A 19,267-nucleotide genomic window follows, 5' to 3' on the forward strand; every position below is an offset into this window, starting at 1 on the left:
AATAGTAGAGAAAATGAGGAGGAAACGACAATGGCACATCATACGAAAGAAACGATGGAACTGATTAAGGAGCTTGTCTCTATTCCGAGTCCATCTGGAAATACAGCAAAAATTATTAATTTCATTGAAAACTATGTCAGTGAGTGGAACGTAGAAACGAAGCGTAACAATAAAGGCGCTCTTATTTTAACGGTAAAAGGGAAGAATGATGCGCAGCACCGCTTATTAACGGCACACGTTGATACGTTAGGTGCGATGGTGAAAGAAATTAAGCCTGATGGTCGCCTGAGTCTTTCTATGATTGGTGGATTTCGCTGGAACTCTGTAGAAGGGGAATATTGCGAAATTGAAACATCAAGTGGCAAGACGTATACAGGAACGATTTTAATGCATCAAACATCTGTACATGTATATAAAGATGCAGGTGAAGCAAAACGCGATGAGAAAAATATTGAAGTTCGTATTGATGAGCGCGTATTTTCAGCTGATGAAGTACGCGAATTAGGAATTGAAGTAGGAGACTTCGTTTCATTTGATCCGCGCGTTCAAATTACAGAGAGTGGATACATAAAATCACGTCATTTAGATGACAAAGTAAGTGTTGCGATTTTATTAAAATTAATTAAAAGATTACAAGATGAAAACGTAACATTACCATATACGACGCATTTCTTAATTTCTAATAATGAAGAGATTGGATACGGTGGTAATTCTAACATTCCAGAAGAAACTGTTGAATACTTAGCAGTTGATATGGGAGCGTTAGGTGATGGACAAACATCTGATGAATATACAGTATCTATTTGTGCAAAAGACTCTAGCGGCCCGTATCATTACGCACTGCGTAAACATTTAGTAGAGCTTGCGAAAACGAATCATATTGAATATAAAGTAGATATCTATCCATACTACGGATCTGATGCATCAGCTGCGATTCGCGCGGGATTTGATGTGAAACATGCTTTAATTGGAGCGGGTATTGATTCTTCTCACGCATTTGAACGTACACATGAAAGTTCTATTGCGCATACAGAAGCATTAGTGTATGCATATGTAATGTCTAATTTAATTGAAGAATAATTTCATAGATAATAGAGAGCTGATAAAAAATAATATTTTTAATCAGCTTTTTATTTGGCGAAGCGATTAGGAGACATGTCCTAATCGTTTTTTTATCCTGCTATTTGTGGGTTGATTAAAGTTTTATTTTATATACATTCATTATAAGTTATATATATGCGATTTTTGTTATAAGGCCGGAAACGTATTTACTATAGATATATAATGTTATACACTATGAAAGGAATTAATTAATAGTTAATATTTTTTAGTTAGCTTGAATAAAAAAATTGTATGAATATGAAGTTTTGAGAGGAGATTTATTTTTCATGAAGTACAAAGCAATAGCCGCAGGTTTATTAGCAGCAAATTTACTAGCACATCCAATTAGTAGTTTAGCAGAAACGAAGAAATTTCCTGATGTTTCAGATAGTGCGTGGTCGAAAGACGCAATTTATTATTTAGTAGAGAGAAATGTAATTAACGGTATGCCAGATGGTAACTTTATGCCATACGGAAATTTAACACGTGCCCAGGCAGCAAAGATTATCGCAACAGCAATTGGTGCTAAAGTAGATCCGAATGCAAAGCCGTCTTATAATGATGCAAAAAATAATTGGGCAGCTTCATTTATTGCAGCCATGGAAAAAGAGAATATTATTAAAGGGCGAGAACCAGGAGTATTTGATCCTGAAGGAAAAGTAACCCGTGCTGAAATGGCAGCTATGCTTGTAAGAGCATATAATCTGAAAAGCAAAGTAACAGGACCAGTTCCTACAAAATTCGCTGATTTAGAGAATCATTGGGGTAAAGAAGAAGTTAATATTTTAGTAGAATTAAAACTTTCTTTAGGTACAGAGAATGGCTGGAAACCGAATGATTCTATTACGCGTGAACAAGCAGCTCAGCTTACTGCGCAAACAGATAAATTTAGCAAGAATAGTGATCGTCCAGTAGAAACAAAGAAAATGTACATAGATAGAAAATTCATTACATATCACGCACCATCATTAAGTTCTGGGATTAGTGCGAATCAGCATAACCCACAAACGGTTGAAATTAAAGAAGAACGAGATGGATGGATCAAAATTGCAACAAGTAACGGTGATAAATGGACACCTTTAGTAGAGAAAACAGAAGTTATTAATGAAGGATTCACTACTTATGCAGAAGCTTCTTCTTCATCAAAAGTAATGGGAACACATAACGCACAGCAAGTAACTGTTATTGAAGAGAACGGCAGCTGGATTCGTATCCGCATGGGCGCTGGTTTCCAATGGGTTAATAAAAATCAATTAAATCCAGTGAAGCAAGGGAATTTCTTAGAAGGAAAAGCGATTATTATTGATCCAGGTCATGGTGGAGCAGATTCAGGTAATCCAGGTTATTATGAGAAAGAAAGTGAAACTGTATTAGATGTATCATTACGATTACAGAAAATATTTGAGAAAAAGACACCATTTACTGTGTTATTCACTCGTACAGATGATACACGTCCAGGAACAAGTGCTTCTGATTCTTTAAAGAAACGTGTAGAATTTGCTCAAAAAAATAATGGGGATATTTTTGTAAGTATTCATGGTAATGGCACGGAAGAGAAAAATGGACAAGGTACAGAAACATTCTACTATGAATCAGCGACAGCAAGAGGAACAAATCCTAACGTATCAGAAAGTCGTTTACTAGCAGAAAAAATTCAAGAGCGTCTTGTAGATGCACTGGGAACAAAAGATCGTGGTGTGAAAAAAGGCGATTTATACGTAATTAGAGAAAATACAATGCCAGCTGTATTAGCAGAATTAGCATTTGTAGATAATAAAAGTGATGCAGATAAAATAGCTACACCAGCGCAAAGACAAAATGCAGCGGAAGCTATTTATCAAGGTATTTTAGATTACTATGAAGAAATGGGTAACAACGTGTCTTCTTTCCGTTAATAAATAATAAGAGATTGCCATTGGCAGTCTCTTTTATTTATTAACGTTTCTCTTTATTTCCGGCATATGATATCATTTAATTTTATATACAAAAAAGTATTTGAGTAATTGTAATCATAACAATTTTAAACGATAGAGGATGATAATAGATTGAATAATCATAGTAAAACACCTGCCTGTATATATACGTATGCATTTCGTGAGGAGGAGCGTGCTTTATGTTACTTGGAAATGCGCTCGTTCTTTGGAATGGAGTCGCACGTTAATATTTTAAAAAGTGATGTAAAAATTGACCCGAGTAGAAGTGCGTTTATGAAAGAGCGCGTTGAGGTTATGTATGAAGGGGACGACTTAGAAAGCATTTTAAAACAAGTGGAACAAATTGATTTAGCGGGGGCGTCGTTTAAAGTTATCTTCGTTAAAATCAATGACCTCGTTGGAGAAAATAAAATTGAATATGGAGAAAGACGTCTTATTGAACGAGACCTTGGCATGCATATTGAAGGAGAAGCGGATGTTCGTAATCCAGAGCGTGTATTCGGGATTGTTCCTCTTGGAGGACGCTGGTACTTCGGGCACTATGTAGAAAGCGAACCAGTTTGGTATCATCACATAAAAAAACCGCATAGTTATTCGACATCACTTAGCACACGTGTTGCGAGATCGGTTGCAAATATCGCTGTACCAAATCCAGATGGAGTACGAGCAATTGACCCGTGCTGCGGTATTGGAACAGTAGTAGTAGAAGCACTTTCTATGGGGATTAACATCGTTGGTAGAGATATAAATCCACTTGTAGTTCTTGGAACGAGAAAAAATATCGCACATTTCGGATTTGAAGGAACAGTAACAAAAGGTCCGATCGAGGAAATTACTGAGAACTATGACGTTGCCATTATCGATATGCCGTACGACTTATTTACGCATGCCACACCAGAAGACCAGCTCTCCATTCTTTCAAGTGCGCGCCGCATCGCTAAAAAGGTAGTCGTTGTAACGATGGAGACAATGGACGACATGATCCATGAAGCAGGATTTGAAATTGCAGATCGCTGTATTACAAGAAAAGGATCATTTACTAGACAAATTCTTGTTTGTGAATAGAAAGAGAAAGGTCACCCGTTTGGGTGACCTTTTTCTATTGTAGTTTGATGTGTGATTGGTTGGTGGTGTAGATAGATGAATTAGCGGAATTTGTCGGTAAGTCGATATTCCATGGCAAATCGCCGATAGCGTTACATTAGAATGTTACTGTTCTTTTAATTTTTCTTGTTGTGCGATTAATAAATTGCGTAATATGTGTCCGCGGTAACTTTCTAGTTTTCTTCCTTCATGGTAGCGCACACCTAATTTTTTTAGTTCAGCTACGTACCAGCCCTTTGTTCCGTAATACATGGGATCACTTCCTTTTTGCTTTTGAACAGTATATGTTGGGGGACGAAGTAACTTTACATTGAAAATAATAATGGTAAAAGGAATCCTACATGTGTGTACGAGAGGAATTGCAAAGTTATCGAGGTGTTTTATAACGTAACATCCAAGCCGTGTATAAAAAAGTAGACAGTTGTATATGAATTTGTTGAAAAAAGAATACACATTACTGAGGGGATTTGAAAAAAGTAATGCTATACGATTTGGCATGATACTTGCGTTGGAAATAGTATCAACGTATAGGGGAGAGATAGAAATGAAGGTTAGTAAAATATATACAACGATTGATGCACACGTAGCTGGGGAACCGCTTCGAATTATTATGGGCGGCGTGCCAGAAATAAAAGGGGAAACGCAGCTGGAAAGACGCGCATACTGTATGGAACATTTGGATTACCTTCGTGAAATTCTGATGTATGAACCGAGAGGGCATCACGGAATGTACGGTTGTATCATTACACCGCCAGCAAGTGCCCACGCTGATTTTGGTGTTTTATTTATGCACAATGAAGGATGGAGTACGATGTGTGGTCATGGCATTATTGCTGTCATTACAGTTGGAATTGAAACAGGCATGTTTGAAGTAAAGGGTGAAAAACAAAAGTTCATTATTGATAGCCCAGCCGGAGAAGTTATTGCGTATGCAAAATATAACGGGAGTGAAGTAGAATCTGTATCATTTGAAAATGTTCCTTCATTTGTATACAAAAAAGACGTTCCTATTAAAATAGATAACTATGAATTTCAAGTAGATATCGCGTTTGGAGGAGCATTTTACGCTGTTGTAGACTGTAAAGAATTTGGTTTGAAAGTTGATTTTAAAGACTTGCCCGCTATTCAAACGTGGGGCGGTAAAATTAAACATTATATAGAGAGCAAAATGGAAGTGAAACATCCACTTGAAGAAGGATTGAAAGGAATATACGGCGTTATCTTTTCAGATGAACCGAAAGGGGAAGACGCAACTTTACGAAATGTAACAATCTTTGCTGATGGGCAAGTAGATCGTTCTCCTTGCGGTACAGGAACTTCCGCAAGAATCGCAACTCTTTTTGAAAAAGATGCTTTACAAAAGGGAGAAATTTTCGTCCATGAATGCATTACTGACGGGAAATTCGAGGGGGAAGTATTGTCGGTAACCGCAGTAGATACATATGAAGCTGTTGTTCCAAAAGTAACCGGGCATGCCTTTATTACAGGATTTCATCAGTTCGTTGTAGACCCGAGAGATGATTTGAAACGGGGATTTTTGTTAGGATAGAAGGAGGAGGTGGAAAGATATGCTAGTTATAAGCGCGAACGAACAAAGAAACTTAGTAAATATGAATGAAGTTATTGAATACGCGGCGCTTGCTTTAAAAGAATTTTCCGCAGAAAGAACGATTACACCAATAAGAGGCTCATTACCATTTGCGAACGAGAAAAATACGGCATTAATTATGCCTTCAGTAGCGGAAGGACTTGAGGCACTTGGAGTAAAAATAGTAACGGTAGTCCCGCAAAATAAACAGATAGGAAAGAAAACGATCAATGGGATTGTGATGCTATCAGACTTTCAAACGGGAGAACCGCTCGCACTTCTAGAAGGATCGTACTTAACGATGATCCGAACAGGCGCCTTATCAGGAGTAGCGACAAAATATTTAGCTCGTCATAACGCAAAAACCTTATGCATTATCGGCACGGGTGAACAAGCGAAAGGAATTGCCGAAGCAATATTTGCGGTTAGAGATATCGAAAAAGTCATCTTATACAATCGCACAGAAGAAAAAGCGTATGCATTTGCGCAATATATACAAGAGAAATTTGGTAAACCTGCTTACGTTCACAGGGATCCAAATGAAGCAGTACGTGAAGCAGACATCATCGTCACAACTACGAACGCAACCACACCAGTCTTCTCAGAAAAACTACAAAAAGGCGTCCACGTAAACGCCGTCGGCTCATTCAGACCGAGCATGCAAGAACTACCCTCACACGCCATCACAAGCGCAAACAAAGTAGTAGTCGAATCAAAAGAAGCAGCACTAGACGAAACAGGAGACCTTCAAGTTCCGATAAAAGAGGGTCTATTCAAAGCAAACGCCATTCACGCTGAACTTGGTCAAATTATAAGCAAAGAAAAAGCTGGACGCGAAAATGATGAAGAGATTACTATTTTCAAATCAGTTGGTTTAGCGGTAGTAGATATTATCGTTGCGAAGTATTTGTATGAGAAAGCGGTGGAGCAAGGGATGGGGAATAAGATTGAGTTTTGAGACTGCCTTTTGGTGGTCTTTTTTGTCGGGATGGGTGTGCTAGTATTTATAATTGAAGCCTTTTAATATTATGTTGAAATATATTAATTCTGCGCGGACATCAAATCATTCATTCGATTGGTATATGAAAAAAGTTGCACCTCTAATTATTAGAGGTGCAACTTTTTACCATTCACGCCATTCTTCTGTTATATCTTCCTCGGATTCTAAGCCAGCTATTCGTGCTGCTGTATCGATAAATTCATAGAGATCTTCTCTTTCCATTGTTTCGATAAAATGGTCATGTTCGATATTTAATTCATTTAATTTAATAACTATCTCTTTAACAACTTGCATTACTTCGACTTCGGTTGGATTCTCTCCTAATCGCTGTAAATTGTTAATGTAAGTGTCAAGAACTGTATTTGTTGCACTTATATTTTCTTCAGTAAAAAATTCCCCATCTTCATCATACTCAACCCATGAGGTTGTTGGTTTATTTTTTTTCAATTCATCAAATGTCATGATAACCTCCTAAATGTGTTTTTTGTCTTTAATTTCATTTTACATTTTAGATCATATAAAACAATCATTTTAGAGGGATTTTCTGTAAGTTGATAGTTTTTTAACTCATTTTATGAGGCTACTTATTCGTGGTCTTTTTATTTTCTCCTCCGCATAAATATAGTTTATCGCAAGAATGCATTAATAGATTACAAACTTTCTACCTTTGCGAAAAAGTTTGACAATACATACCGGTAGTGGTAATTTAAAACCTATAAGAAAACTCGGTATTAATTCCGAGTTTTCTTATAGGTGTAAATAGTCGAGAGGGGTCGAAATATGAAGAAGAAGTTGTTTGTATTACCATTTGTCCTACTATTATTTATTGCATTAGCTGCTTGTTCAGGGGAAAAAAATTCGAAGCAAGCAGGAACTAGTAAATCAGGGACTCCGAAAGACGGAGGGGCGTTAACGATTGGTGTTAGCGATAATCCAGATACGATGAATCCGCTTTATGCGAATGATCGTGTGTCATTAACTGTGCAGCAAGCTTTATATGCGCCGCTATATCATATGGAAGACGGTAAGAAAAAGTTTGTTCTTGCTGAGAGCTTTACGCCTTCAGAAGATCAATTAACGTGGACATTGAAATTAAAAGATAATTTGAAATGGCATGATGGTAAGAAAATTACATCAGACGATATAGCATTTACATTCCAATCTATTTTAGATGAGAAGCAAAATAGCTCAAGTCGTGAAAACTTTATTTTTAAAGGAAAGCCGCTTGAGGTGAAAAAGGTAGATGAGTTAACAACTCAATTCGTTTTACCACAAGTAAGCGCATCTTTCGAAGGTGTGATGAATGATTTCTTCCCAATTCCGAAACATGTATTTGAAGGGGAAGCAGATTTAGCGAAGAGTAAGAAAAACTTACAACCTGTAGGATCAGGGCCGTTTAAGTTTAAAGAGTATAAATCAGATGAGTACGTTGCATTAGATCGATTTGATGATTATGTAGGTGGGAAAGCTAAATTAGACTCTATCGTATACCGAGTTGTAAAAGACCGTAATACAGCAAATGTTTCACTGCAAAATGGTCAAATCAACATGAAGATGATTGAGCCGCAAGACTTTAAGAAATTAGATAGCACTGGGAACTTCTCAATGGTGACATTCCCTGAAGGTAGATTATTCTACTTATCTTATAACATGAATACTGATCTTATGAAGAAAAAAGAAGTGCGCCAAGCAATTGCACATGCGTTAGATAAGAAAGAAATGATTAACTCAGCATTCGTTTCAGGTGAATTTGCAGAACCAGCAAATTCAATCTTAACGCCAGACGCTATGTATTATGCGAAAGATATTAAAGACTATAAGTATGATAAAAAAGAAGCGAAAGATTTATTAGCAAAAGCTGGCGTGAAAGATAAGGAAAAAGTACGTGTGATGTATGTAACGAATAATAAAATTATGGAAAGCTTAGCGTTATATACACAACAAAAATTAAAAGAAGTTGGCTTAGAAGTTGAACTAAATGCATTAGATGCTAGTGCGGCAAGTGAAAAAGGCTTAGATAAAGAGAATAAAGAATATGATATTACATTTGGTGGTTACATAATGGGACCTGAGCCAGATTCATATAAGAGCTTATTCTTAAGTAATGCTGAATACAATTATGCACGATATAAAAACGCTGATTTCGATAAGTTATGGGAAGAAGCTGCAGTTGAAACAGATAAAACAAAACGCGCAGAGCTATACCATAAAATTCAAGAGACAGCTAGAGAAGACGTACCTTATCTACCAATCGCGTATCCGAAAGCAGTTATTGCAGTAGATAAAAAGTTTGATGGATTAAAAGAAGCGAAAGCAATTCCTGTCACAATGTTTGAAGATCTATCTAAGATTTATGAAGTGAAATAAGAAACAATAAAGAAGCTGGTGGAAATCAGCTTCTTTAGCTTGAGGGGGGAAGTTTGTGTATAAAGTAATTGCGAAGAGGCTTTTAAATGCAATTCCGCTTTTATTTGTTATTTCTATTATTTCTTTTCTATTAATAAAACTAGCGCCGGGGGATCCGGTTCGAAACTTTGTTACGCCAAACATGAGTCCAATTGATGTTGAGCGTATTCGTAAAAGTTTAGGACTAGATCAACCAATTTACGTGCAGTATTTTTTATGGTTAAAAAATATTTTAACAGGAAACTTTGGTTACTCACTTCAAAATCATCGTCCTGTTTTGGAACTTATCACAGAAAGATTACCTGCAACAATTGGATTAATGGGATCATCTTTACTCGTCTCATTCGTAATCGCAATACCGCTTGGACTATTTACAGGTGTGAAAAAGAATTCATTCTTTGACCGCATTGTAAACTTTATTTCATACGTTGGTATTTCTATGCCGGTTTTCTGGTTTGCACTACTGTTAGTCTACTTATTCTCTTTAAAATTGAACCTACTTCCGAGTATGGGTATGCGCACCGTAGGTAAAGATTCTGTCTGGGATATTGTGCAACACGGCATTTTACCTTGTATGGTGTTAGCGTTCCAAAACGTATCTGTTTATATGAGATATATTCGTTCAAGTACGATTCAGCAATTAGAAGAAGAATATGTACAAATTCAATATGCGTACGGTGCTTCAAAGAAAACGGTTTTATTTAATCACGTACTTCGAAATGTATTAATACCAATCATTACAATTTTCGGATTATCGATTCCAAGTTTAGTAGGCGGAGCATTTATTACGGAAACAGTATTTTCATGGCCGGGTCTTGGTTCACTTGGGGTAAATGCTATTTTTAGATTTGATTATCCGATTATCATGGCAATTACATTACTATCATCATTCATGTTAATTCTCGGTAACTTAATTGCTGATATTTTATATGGCGTAGTAGATCCGCGCATTCGAATGAGGGGGTGATTTGGAATGAATAATAGGAGATTTCAAACGATAAAACATAGCTTTACGAAAAATAAGTTTGTTGCAATGGGAGTTATTATACTTGCGATTTTAACGGTCGCATCAATTTTCGCATTCGTATCGCCGTACGATCCTAGCAAAATGTCGATTCCAGATCGCTTACAAGAACCAAGTATGAGTCATCCTTTCGGAACGGATGATTACGGAAGGGATTACTTAACGAGAGCGTTATATGGCGGACGAGTTTCACTTGCGGTCGGTTTTCTTGCGATGGTTGTTTCTATTACAATCGGTACCGCAGTTGGAACAATTAGCGGATATTTTGGCGGAAAGTTAGACAACTTTTTAATGCGAGTTGTTGAAGTGCTTATGTCAATTCCATCATTCTTTTTAATGCTACTATTAAATGCGTATTTAAAACCAGGAATTACGACGTTAGTTCTTATTATCGGATTACTAACATGGATGGACACCGCGCGCATTGTAAGGGCAGAAACGTTATCTGTAAAAGAGCGTGAGTACGTTTTATACGCAAAAGTATCAGGACAAAAATCACTTATGATTATTGTAAGACATATCATTCCTAACATTTTATCAACCATTATTATCGCCGCGACATTAACGATTGCGACATCGATTTTAATGGAATCATCACTTAGTTTCTTAGGTTTAGGTATTAGAGAACCAGATTCTTCTTGGGGCAGCATGCTAAACAATGCGCAAGGATATATTGGTGAAGCTTGGTATTTAACACTATTCCCAGGATTCCTTATCCTTTTAACGGTACTTAGTTTTAACGTAATTGGTGAAGCATTGAAGAAAGCTTTCGCACCAAAAGGAGCCGGACATGAAAACTAAAGTGTTAAGTGAAAGGAGTGAGAAGCGTGTCTGAAAAACTACTAGAAGTGAAAAATTTAAAGACTTCTTTTTTCATAGAAAGTGGCGAAGTTGAAGCGGTTCGCGGCGTTACATTTCGCTTAAATAAAGGAGAAGTAGTCGGTATCGTTGGGGAATCTGGAAGCGGGAAGAGTGTAATGGCGAAGTCTGTTATGTCTCTCGTTACGTCACCAGGAAAAGTGAAAGAAGGGGAAATCCTTTTTCATAATGAAAACATACTTTCTAAATCTGAAAAAGAATTGCGTTCTATTAGAGGAAATCAAATTTCACTTATCTCTCAAGACCCAATGTCAGCGCTAAATCCGGTCGTGAAAATTGGGAAACAAATGATGGAAGTAATTATACGTCATCAAAAAGTGAAAAAGAAAGAAGCAGAGCAGATCGCGATTAACTTGTTAAAACAAGTCGGCCTTTCGTCGCCAGAAGAAAGGGTAAAACAATATCCGCATGAACTAAGCGGTGGTATGAAGCAGCGAGTTATGATCGCAATGGCGATGTCTTGCAACCCTGACCTTCTTATTGCGGACGAGCCGACGACTGCACTTGATGTAACGATACAGGCGCAAATACTAGATTTAATGAAAAACTTAAAGAACGAAACGAATATGGCGTTACTTCTTATTACGCATGACTTAGGAATTGTCGCGCAAAACTGTACGCGCGTCATCGTTATGTACGGCGGGCTTATTATGGAAGAAGGACCTGTACTTGATATTTTCCAATCGCCGAATCATCCATATACGAAAGGGCTATTAAACTCTCTGCCAAAAATAGCGAACGGCGTAAAAGAAAGACTCGCTCCTATTCAAGGTGTAACACCAAACTTATTAAACCCGCCACAAGGTTGCCCATTCGCAGAGCGTTGCCCGCATGCGATGGATATTTGTGAAAAAGAACGTCCACCATATTTTGAAATCGGAAACGAAAGACGTTCCATGTGTTGGTTAAATGATAGGGCGGTAGGTGATTTCCATGCATAAAGAAAACTTAATTGAAGTTCGGAACTTAAAAAAGTATTTTCCTATTAAAAAAGGACTATTTGGCAGAAAAACAGAGCAATTAAAAGCAGTCGATGACCTTAGCTTCACCATTAAAAAAGGTGAAACATTCGGATTAGTAGGAGAATCAGGTTGCGGAAAATCAACGACAGGAAGAAGCATCATTCGTTTACACGATGTCACTTCAGGTAACGTTTTATTCGACGGAAAAGATATCGCAAGTTTAAAAGAAAGTGAACTAAAAGAATATAGAAAACGAATGCAAATTATTTTCCAAGATCCATACGCATCATTAAACCCGGCAATGAATGTATTCCAAATTATTAGCGAGCCAATGAACATTCACGGATCTTACGAAAAAGAAGAACAAAAAGAAATCATTTTAGACCTTCTGAAAAAGGTAGGATTAAAAGAAGAACACTTATATCGCTACCCGCACGAATTTAGTGGAGGCCAGCGCCAGCGCATTAGCATCGCGCGCGCACTATCTGTAAAACCAGACTTTATCCTATGTGACGAACCAATCTCAGCACTCGATGTCTCAGTCCAAGCACAAGTCGTAAACATGCTGCAAGACATTCAAGAAGAAACAGGAGTCACATACTTATTCATCGCACATGACCTATCTATGGTAAGGCACATATCAGACCGAATTGGAGTCATGTACCTAGGAAACATAGTAGAAATTGCCGATAGTGAAGACCTATACACAAAACCGGCACATCCATACACACAAGCACTACTCTCATCTATGCCAGAACCAGATCCAACAAACACAGGCAAAGAACGGATCATCCTAGAGGGAGAAGTACCAAGCCCACTAAACTCACCATCCGGCTGCAAATTCAGAACGCGCTGCAAATTCGCCACTGAAAAATGCGCGCAGGAAGTACCGAAGATGGTGGAGATTGCGAAGGGGCATCAGGTGGCTTGTCATTTGTTTTAGGGGGAGAGCACTAGGGGGGACCTGGTGCTTTTTTTCTTTGTAGGTGAACGTGATGTGGGATTGGTTGTTAGTTTAGGAGATAACGCGCTCGAAATTTGTCGGTAAATCGATATGTTGTGTCGAAACGTTGATATATTCGGAGTTACGATCGATATAATCGAATAATCGTTGATATATTTTTTTAAAGAGTGGGATTGGTTGTAGATTAATGTAGAAATTTAATGTTTTCGAAAAAAAGAATTGACTTCTATATTAGTTGTAACTAAAATAGTTACATAAAGATGTAATCAATTTAGTTACAACTAATATCTGCTAAAAATATGATTTATATATTTAATTAAGGATGGTGGTCCATACGTTGCCACCCGGTGTAGAAAGTTACTAACACATTCAAATCAATGCATATTCTAAGCTTTAGTATTTTCTGTTACGGGGCAATAAGGTGCAATGTTATCTTTTGTAAAAAACCTTGGAGGATCTTTCTTTGGAAATATTAGTTTTGGGGAAATATAGTAAGGTATCTAAAAAAGAACAAGGTATAAAAAGATGTACTTATATAAACCAAAAATTTAGTTGAGCTGGATAATAAAAAAAAGGTAGGAGATTTAAATGGAGACGAAACAAGGTAACCTTATTTACGTATGGGATGCATATTGTGGATGGTGCTATGGTTTTTCAGAAAGTATTAAAGGATTTTACAAAAACCACACTGAAGTGCCATTAACGGTTTTATGTGGAGGGTTATTTTTAGATAATTTACCAATGAAAAACTTCTCATATATAGAAGAAGGAAATAAAAGAATTAATCAACTTACAGGTGCTGAATTTGGTCCTTCATATCAAAAATTGGTGGAGGAAGGGACTTTTAAAATGAATTCGAAAGATGCTGCAATTGGTTTTTCAGCTTTACGCTCATTAGCGCCAGAACGTTTGTTAGAATTCACTTCGGCTATGCAAAAAGCGTTTTATTATGAGGGTCAAAGTCTGAGTGATCCTGAAACATATCGCAAGATTGCAATCGAGCATGGTTTGGACCCTGAACAAGTATTAGAACGTTTAAACGCTCAAGAAACAATAATAGATGTCCAAAATGATTTCAATAAAGTTCGACAGCTTGGTGTTAATAGCTATCCTTCCTTACTTTTACAAAAGGATAATCAAATTATTCCTATTGGTGGTGGCGTAATGACGCCGGATAAAATTGAAGCGCGTTTTAAAAATTTATATTAAGAAAATTTAGGATATAGTAGCAAACATGTTATCTTAGGCCACCTGACATTCATCTCCGGAATATTCGCCAGTACTATTACACTTTCAGATAAATGGGAGTGGGAGATTTTATCCCGCTTTAACGGGCAGTAAGACCCCCACCTCAAAATTCAGTGGAAGCAAAGAAGTTAGGTGGGGGATCAACTGTCCGTAAAAGTCCGATTGGTTCAACTAATAATCAGTGGGGGATGAACAAAACCCCCACTGATTAAAGTTTCACTTTATCGGAACAAGATAAAAATATGATAATTAGTTAATAACTTTAACAAAAGGAGAATAACATACTATGTTTAAAACAATCGATACAAATCAACAAGATGTGAAATTAACGGTGTTTAGTTCGGATGAAAAAAGCTTTATGGTCACAGCAACATTAGTTGAGAAAGCAGGACATGCATTTTTAATAAACTCAAAATTTACTCAATCTGATTCGAAAGAAATTGTTGAGTATCTGAAAAAAAACGACTTATCTTTAGATAAAATCTTTATTATTCATGGGGATCCAGACTACTACTTTGGATTAGAGAGCATTAAAGCTGTTTACCCAGAAGCTATAGCGTATGCAACAGAGTCTACTGTTGAACATATCGTTCATTCTGTCTTAGGAAAATTAAAAGTTTGGAAAGACGCCCTTGGAGAAAATGCACCAAGTAACGTGGTATTACCTCAAGTGTTTAAAGAAAAAGCGATTGATTTTCAGGGGTTAACATTTGAACTAGTAGGCTTAGATCATTACAGAACTAGCCTATTTAATAAAGAACTAAAAGTATTAATTGGTGGTATTGATGTATTTAACGAAATACATGTATTCTTAGCGGATACTAGCTCAAAAGCGGCTATGGAGGCGTGGATTGAGAACTTGAAAGTATTACAAGCATTACATGCTGACATAATTGTACCTAGCCATGGATCAATCGAAAAATCCCTAAATAATCAAGCACTTACTGCGACAATGGATTATCTAAGAACTGCGATTCAAGCTTCTGAGGAAAGTGGAACTTCAAAAGATTTTGTGGCAAAACTTGAAGCAGTATATCCAGACTATGCAAATAAAGGTGTATTAGAATTAAGTGCAAAAGTTGTAACAAAAGAAATGCCTTGGGGTTAATGATATGAATAAATATCAAAAACTATTACATGAAACGTATGTGTTAACTGGCGAAGGGAAATTGGATGCGTTCAAAACGTATTTAAGTGAAAATGTATCTTGGACAGAAGCTGCTGGGTTTCCATATGCAGGTACTTATATAGGTCCAGATGAAGTAGTGAAAAACGTACATGAACGTCTTGGCACGGAATGGGATGACTATAGCGCTAAAGATGAAATTTATACTTTTAATAACAATACTGTTATTGTGTATGGAAAATATAGTGGAACATATAAAGCTACAGGTAAGTCATTTGTAGCAGATTTTTGTCATCTTTATAAGTTTGATGAGAACGATAAGGTTAAGAAGTTTATTCAAATTGTGGACAGTGCAACTGTTAATGAGGTATTAAGTTAGAGTTAATCGTTTCTAATATGTCTTGTATAGGGGGGCTAGGATAAATGAAATTCCTAACATTACCCCTGACATTACATTTTGGGGAAGGTTTCTCCTTCTTCAAACTTTTTATAGAAGAAAACTTATTTAAGTAGAAGAGGTAGGTATATATGAAATTAGAGAAAAGTTTAATCATAACAATTATTTCTGTATTTATTTTAGGAGCAGTTTCGACTTTGGTATATCAAGCTTCCACCGGTAATAACAAAGGGAACGCAATAAAGAGCGAGAATGTTGCTTCTGTATCAAAAGAAGTGAAAGAAAATGAAAAGAATAAAAAGATGGTAGTTGATTTCTATAATGAAGTTTTTAACAAACATAATATCGATATTATCCCTAAATATGTTAGTGAAGATTATAAGCAACATAATCCTTTTGTTGCTGATGGACGAAAAGCCTTCATGGATTTCTTTAAGGAGGATTTTGTTAAAAATCCTAATTCCTCTGCAGAGATTAAACGTGTAGTAGCTGAAGGGGATACAGTTGCTCTTCATGTACACTCTCGTACTAATTCTCAAGATAAGGGAGTTGCTATAGTGGATATATTTCGTATCAAGGATGGAAAGATTGTCGAACACTGGGATGTAATTCAAGAGATTCCAAGTGAAGCAGCTAATGATAATACGATGTTTTAGATAGAAGATATATTTAATAATTGTCTAATTAATAGTGCGGTATAGAATTTAGAAATTTAGATAAGTAAAGGAGATGTCCTAGTACCATGCCTGGGACATCTCCTTTTTGTTTTAACGAGATTTAATTTATTGTTACTTGTATTTTTTTATGTACTACTATTCGATTACACATCATTTCAGGCGGTTTTCTTTTATCCCGCATTAATGGGCAGTAAGATCCCCACCTCTTTTAATTCTTCAATTAATAAAAAGTTTGCTTTCAAATTAGAAAGGGTTAGTCCCTCACACCCAAAAACAAAGGGGAACTCAATTATTCAAATTCATATAAAGTTTCAATCTTGTCTAAGCATCCATTAGGATATACAATTGATCATCTATTTTTCTTTACATAATCTCCAGATTCAGTCCATATCAACTATAGATTCTTGTCTTATGCTAAATGTAATCAAAAAGCAAGTAGATAAAGATAATGACTAAAACATTAACTCTAGATACTTTTTTGATGAATATTACAAATAAACAGGAGGTAATGAAAAATGATTAAAACATTATTAGCAGGAGCACTTTTAAGTACAGGATTGGTAGCGGGAGGTGCAGATGATGCGAAAATGGATAATTTAAAGTCAAATGAAAATAGTTCAAATCAAGTAATTACACAGAGTGTAGATGGAACAACGTCTTTCTCACAAAACTTTGATTTACCTAAAGATGCAGTGCCAGCAACTCCTAAAGGAAACGCAAAAACTGTTGAAAGAACAGAGGGGACAGGTTCTCAAGAAGGAAAAATGGTACCAACAAAAGAAGGTACAGATTCTCAACCAGGATTTGAAATGGGATCCCCTGAGAAACCAGAATATGCAAAAACAGTTGAAAGAACAGAAGGTACAGATTCTCAAGAAGGAAAAATGGTACCAGCAAAAGAAGGAAATTAAATAATATATAGTTATAACGAGGAGCATCCAAAAAGTGGTGCTCTTTTTATATTATAGGGATTAACCAGTTTTACTGAATATAGAACTGTAGGAGGAATTGAGACTAGAACATGGGGGCCTATCTCTTCAAATCATGGTGTTTAGGGCAATAGTTTTGGTGGTAACGTTACAATACAAACATTTTATTAGAGATTTTCTAAATTTACATACACTCTAGATAGACTACATATCAACTTCAGATACCTGTTTTATGATACAAGTAATCAAACAAAAGGAGGGCAATACAAAATGATTAAAACAGTATTAACAGGGCACTCTTTTAAGTACAGGAGATTATTAGCAGGTGGAGCAAATGTTGAAGATGTACAGACAGATCAGCATATTCTATATGAACAAGATGAATTGCAGCAAATTCTAGAAAAGTACGATTCGAAGAGGTTTGAATTATAAAAATAAAATAGATAAATGAACAAGAGAAAAGTATTTTCATTTGGATATAGGACTTGAATCAAACTTTTATACTAAAATATATACGGCAAAAAGGAGGGAGTACATTGCACAAAATTATTTATGGAATATTAATTTTAATATATACTTTGTATTCATTTTTTGTAAGTGATGGAAGTGAAGTAAGGTTTATTATGCTGTTAACTATAGTACTTATCTTTTCTGTGGTTTTAGAAAAAGGAAATGCAAACCAAACGACTGATTAAGGGGCGTTTGGTTTGCATTTTTTATTGGCTATTACAGTCTAGATGTTTTAGGGGTAGCACCAAATTTCGTTTTGAGGACACTATTAAATTTTTAGTTGATGAAAATGCGGTGCAACTCCTACTAGAGAAAAAACCGCCTAAAATAGAAAACTTTTAACCTATTATCATTTATTCCGTAGCTTTTAAGGTATTTAACACGACTTTGGTTGCATCTGCAATAAGTTTATCATCATATTTAGCATCTTCTTTATCATGATTAGAAAGTATAGCAAGAACAATCGGCTTTTTATTTGGTGGCCAAATAATTGCGATATCATTTCTTGTTCCGTAAGATCCCGCGCCTGTTTTATCAGCTACTTCCCATCCTTTTGGTACGCCAGCACGAATCAATTTATCTCCAGTTGTATTTCTCTTCATCCAATCTACTAATAGTTCACGTTTTTCTATTGGAAGTGCAGTCCCTAATGTAAATGATTGAAGCGTCTTAGCTATTGCTTCTGGTGTACTGGTATCATGTGTTTCTCCTGGATGCACTTCATTTAATTCAGGTTCAAATCGTTCTGAAGTAGTAACAGTATCTCCCATTTCTCTCAAGATTTTTTCAAATTCAGAGGGACCTCCTAACTGTTTAAGAATCAAATTATGTGCTGTGCTGTCACTATATCGAACTGAAGCATCTGCAAGTTCTTTTAACGTCATTCCTGTATCAACATGCTTTTCAGTAATTGGATTATAATTAGAAAGATCTTCATGAGTATACGTAATTCTTTGATCAAGAGCTTCTAATGAGTTCTTGCGTAAAAGAGCGCCCACAGCTAATGATTTAGATGTAGATGCAAATGCAAAACGATCATCTGAATGATAAGCAATCGTTTGATTCGTACCTGTGTCCAGTGCATAAATACCAAGCTTAGCATCATATTCTTTTTCAAGTTTAGCAAAAGATTGATTACCTGTATTTTCTTGTTTAATTTGATTAGCTTGATTCGTTTGTTTAGGTGGTTCAGATTGAGCATTACTATTGGAACAGCCTATAAGTGATACACATGAAAGTAATACTACAGGTACAATCTTTTTGTAATGTAAAATGTTATAGAACTTGTTTAAAACGAACATAAATTTTCAACCTCTTTCAAGAATATATGGATTTTGTCTAGGTATTCTAAATACCGATGTAATTAAAGATGACATAAGGTAACAATACTACTGCAGCTGAAATTTCACAGGTTAAAT

At 36.1% G+C, this 19,267-nt stretch carries 20 protein-coding genes; 17 read left to right on the plus strand and 3 right to left on the minus strand.

What is annotated here, in order from left to right; all coding sequences use genetic code 11:
- Positions 1 to 30 precede the first annotated feature (30 nt).
- The 3 genes from MHH27_RS04945 (at position 31) to MHH27_RS04955 (ending at position 4,100) form a co-directional block, all read left to right on the plus strand.
- Positions 31 to 1,080, plus strand: a complete 1,050-nt coding sequence (locus tag MHH27_RS04945) for a M42 family metallopeptidase (RefSeq protein WP_000930086.1) — start codon at positions 31 to 33, stop codon at positions 1,078 to 1,080.
- Positions 1,081 to 1,388: 308 nt separating this feature from the next.
- Positions 1,389 to 2,996: an N-acetylmuramoyl-L-alanine amidase gene (locus MHH27_RS04950; protein WP_000875328.1), complete on the plus strand. Its 1,608-nt coding sequence runs from the start codon at positions 1,389 to 1,391 to the stop codon at positions 2,994 to 2,996.
- A 150-nt stretch (positions 2,997 to 3,146) separates the two neighbouring features.
- Positions 3,147 to 4,100: a TRM11 family SAM-dependent methyltransferase gene (locus MHH27_RS04955; protein ID WP_098251226.1), complete on the plus strand. Its 954-nt coding sequence runs from the start codon at positions 3,147 to 3,149 to the stop codon at positions 4,098 to 4,100.
- 144 nt (positions 4,101 to 4,244) lie between these two features.
- On the opposite strand, the gene MHH27_RS04960 is transcribed toward MHH27_RS04955, so the two are convergent.
- Positions 4,245 to 4,475 (minus strand): YflJ family protein, encoded by a 231-nt coding sequence (locus tag MHH27_RS04960; RefSeq protein WP_100910561.1) that lies wholly within the window; start codon positions 4,473 to 4,475, stop codon positions 4,245 to 4,247.
- A 160-nt stretch (positions 4,476 to 4,635) separates the two neighbouring features.
- Between MHH27_RS04960 and MHH27_RS04965 the strand changes: the two genes are divergently transcribed.
- Together MHH27_RS04965 and MHH27_RS04970 are read left to right on the plus strand one after the other, a co-directional pair.
- On the plus strand, positions 4,636 to 5,688 hold the full coding sequence (locus MHH27_RS04965; protein WP_141541688.1) for a proline racemase family protein: 1,053 nt from the start codon (positions 4,636 to 4,638) through the stop codon (positions 5,686 to 5,688).
- A gap of 19 nt (positions 5,689 to 5,707) precedes the next feature.
- Positions 5,708 to 6,685 carry an ornithine cyclodeaminase family protein gene (locus tag MHH27_RS04970; RefSeq protein ID WP_098566618.1) on the plus strand — a complete coding sequence of 326 codons (978 nt, stop codon included), beginning with the start codon at positions 5,708 to 5,710 and terminating at the stop codon, positions 6,683 to 6,685.
- Positions 6,686 to 6,850: 165 nt separating this feature from the next.
- On the opposite strand, the gene MHH27_RS04975 is transcribed toward MHH27_RS04970, so the two are convergent.
- Positions 6,851 to 7,189, minus strand: a complete 339-nt coding sequence (locus MHH27_RS04975) for a hypothetical protein (RefSeq protein ID WP_340941789.1) — start codon at positions 7,187 to 7,189, stop codon at positions 6,851 to 6,853.
- Between the two features lie 318 nt (positions 7,190 to 7,507).
- Here MHH27_RS04975 and MHH27_RS04980 point away from each other — a divergent pair, with 318 nt between their 5' ends.
- The 12 genes from MHH27_RS04980 to MHH27_RS05035 all read left to right on the plus strand — a co-directional run bounded on the left by MHH27_RS04980 (position 7,508) and on the right by MHH27_RS05035 (position 18,034).
- Positions 7,508 to 9,094 carry an ABC transporter substrate-binding protein gene (locus tag MHH27_RS04980; protein WP_000727719.1) on the plus strand — a complete coding sequence of 529 codons (1,587 nt, stop codon included), beginning with the start codon at positions 7,508 to 7,510 and terminating at the stop codon, positions 9,092 to 9,094.
- 55 nt (positions 9,095 to 9,149) lie between these two features.
- Positions 9,150 to 10,100, plus strand: a complete 951-nt coding sequence (locus MHH27_RS04985; protein WP_000278778.1) for an ABC transporter permease — start codon at positions 9,150 to 9,152, stop codon at positions 10,098 to 10,100.
- Between the two features lie 6 nt (positions 10,101 to 10,106).
- A complete protein-coding gene (locus MHH27_RS04990) occupies positions 10,107 to 10,958 on the plus strand; it encodes an ABC transporter permease (RefSeq protein WP_001065278.1) in 852 nt (283 codons plus the stop codon).
- A gap of 26 nt (positions 10,959 to 10,984) precedes the next feature.
- Positions 10,985 to 11,977: an ABC transporter ATP-binding protein gene (locus tag MHH27_RS04995; RefSeq protein ID WP_003312720.1), complete on the plus strand. Its 993-nt coding sequence runs from the start codon at positions 10,985 to 10,987 to the stop codon at positions 11,975 to 11,977.
- Positions 11,970 to 12,941: an ABC transporter ATP-binding protein gene (locus tag MHH27_RS05000; protein ID WP_065228377.1), complete on the plus strand. Its 972-nt coding sequence runs from the start codon at positions 11,970 to 11,972 to the stop codon at positions 12,939 to 12,941. Before MHH27_RS04995 ends, MHH27_RS05000 begins: the two co-directional genes overlap by 8 nt.
- 609 nt (positions 12,942 to 13,550) lie before the next feature.
- A complete protein-coding gene (locus MHH27_RS05005; protein ID WP_340941793.1) occupies positions 13,551 to 14,171 on the plus strand; it encodes a DsbA family protein in 621 nt (206 codons plus the stop codon).
- Between the two features lie 325 nt (positions 14,172 to 14,496).
- Positions 14,497 to 15,318 (plus strand): cytoplasmic protein, encoded by an 822-nt coding sequence (locus MHH27_RS05010; RefSeq protein ID WP_098251233.1) that lies wholly within the window; start codon positions 14,497 to 14,499, stop codon positions 15,316 to 15,318.
- 4 nt (positions 15,319 to 15,322) lie between these two features.
- Positions 15,323 to 15,715, plus strand: coding sequence for a nuclear transport factor 2 family protein (locus MHH27_RS05015; RefSeq protein ID WP_001046367.1), 393 nt, complete (start codon positions 15,323 to 15,325; stop codon positions 15,713 to 15,715).
- A 149-nt stretch (positions 15,716 to 15,864) separates the two neighbouring features.
- The gene (locus tag MHH27_RS05020; protein ID WP_098251234.1) at positions 15,865 to 16,389 is read left to right on the plus strand and encodes a nuclear transport factor 2 family protein; all 525 of its coding nucleotides are present in this window, start codon (positions 15,865 to 15,867) and stop codon (positions 16,387 to 16,389) included.
- A 536-nt stretch (positions 16,390 to 16,925) separates the two neighbouring features.
- Positions 16,926 to 17,321 (plus strand): alpha-ketoglutarate permease, encoded by a 396-nt coding sequence (locus tag MHH27_RS05025; protein ID WP_098251235.1) that lies wholly within the window; start codon positions 16,926 to 16,928, stop codon positions 17,319 to 17,321.
- A gap of 288 nt (positions 17,322 to 17,609) precedes the next feature.
- Positions 17,610 to 17,771 carry a hypothetical protein gene (locus MHH27_RS05030; RefSeq protein ID WP_179875846.1) on the plus strand — a complete coding sequence of 54 codons (162 nt, stop codon included), beginning with the start codon at positions 17,610 to 17,612 and terminating at the stop codon, positions 17,769 to 17,771.
- A gap of 104 nt (positions 17,772 to 17,875) precedes the next feature.
- Complete coding sequence (locus tag MHH27_RS05035) at positions 17,876 to 18,034, plus strand: hypothetical protein (protein ID WP_002093894.1); 159 nt, start codon at positions 17,876 to 17,878, stop codon at positions 18,032 to 18,034.
- Between the two features lie 168 nt (positions 18,035 to 18,202).
- On the opposite strand, the gene blaIII is transcribed toward MHH27_RS05035, so the two are convergent.
- Entirely contained in the window at positions 18,203 to 19,150 is a 948-nt protein-coding gene (gene blaIII, locus MHH27_RS05040) for a class A beta-lactamase BlaIII (RefSeq protein WP_086422253.1), read from the minus strand.
- Positions 19,151 to 19,267: the final 117 nt, after the last annotated feature.

It is taken from the genome of Bacillus sp. FSL L8-0152, from assembly GCF_038006365.1.
Lineage (GTDB): Bacteria > Bacillota > Bacilli > Bacillales > Bacillaceae_G > Bacillus_A > Bacillus_A cereus.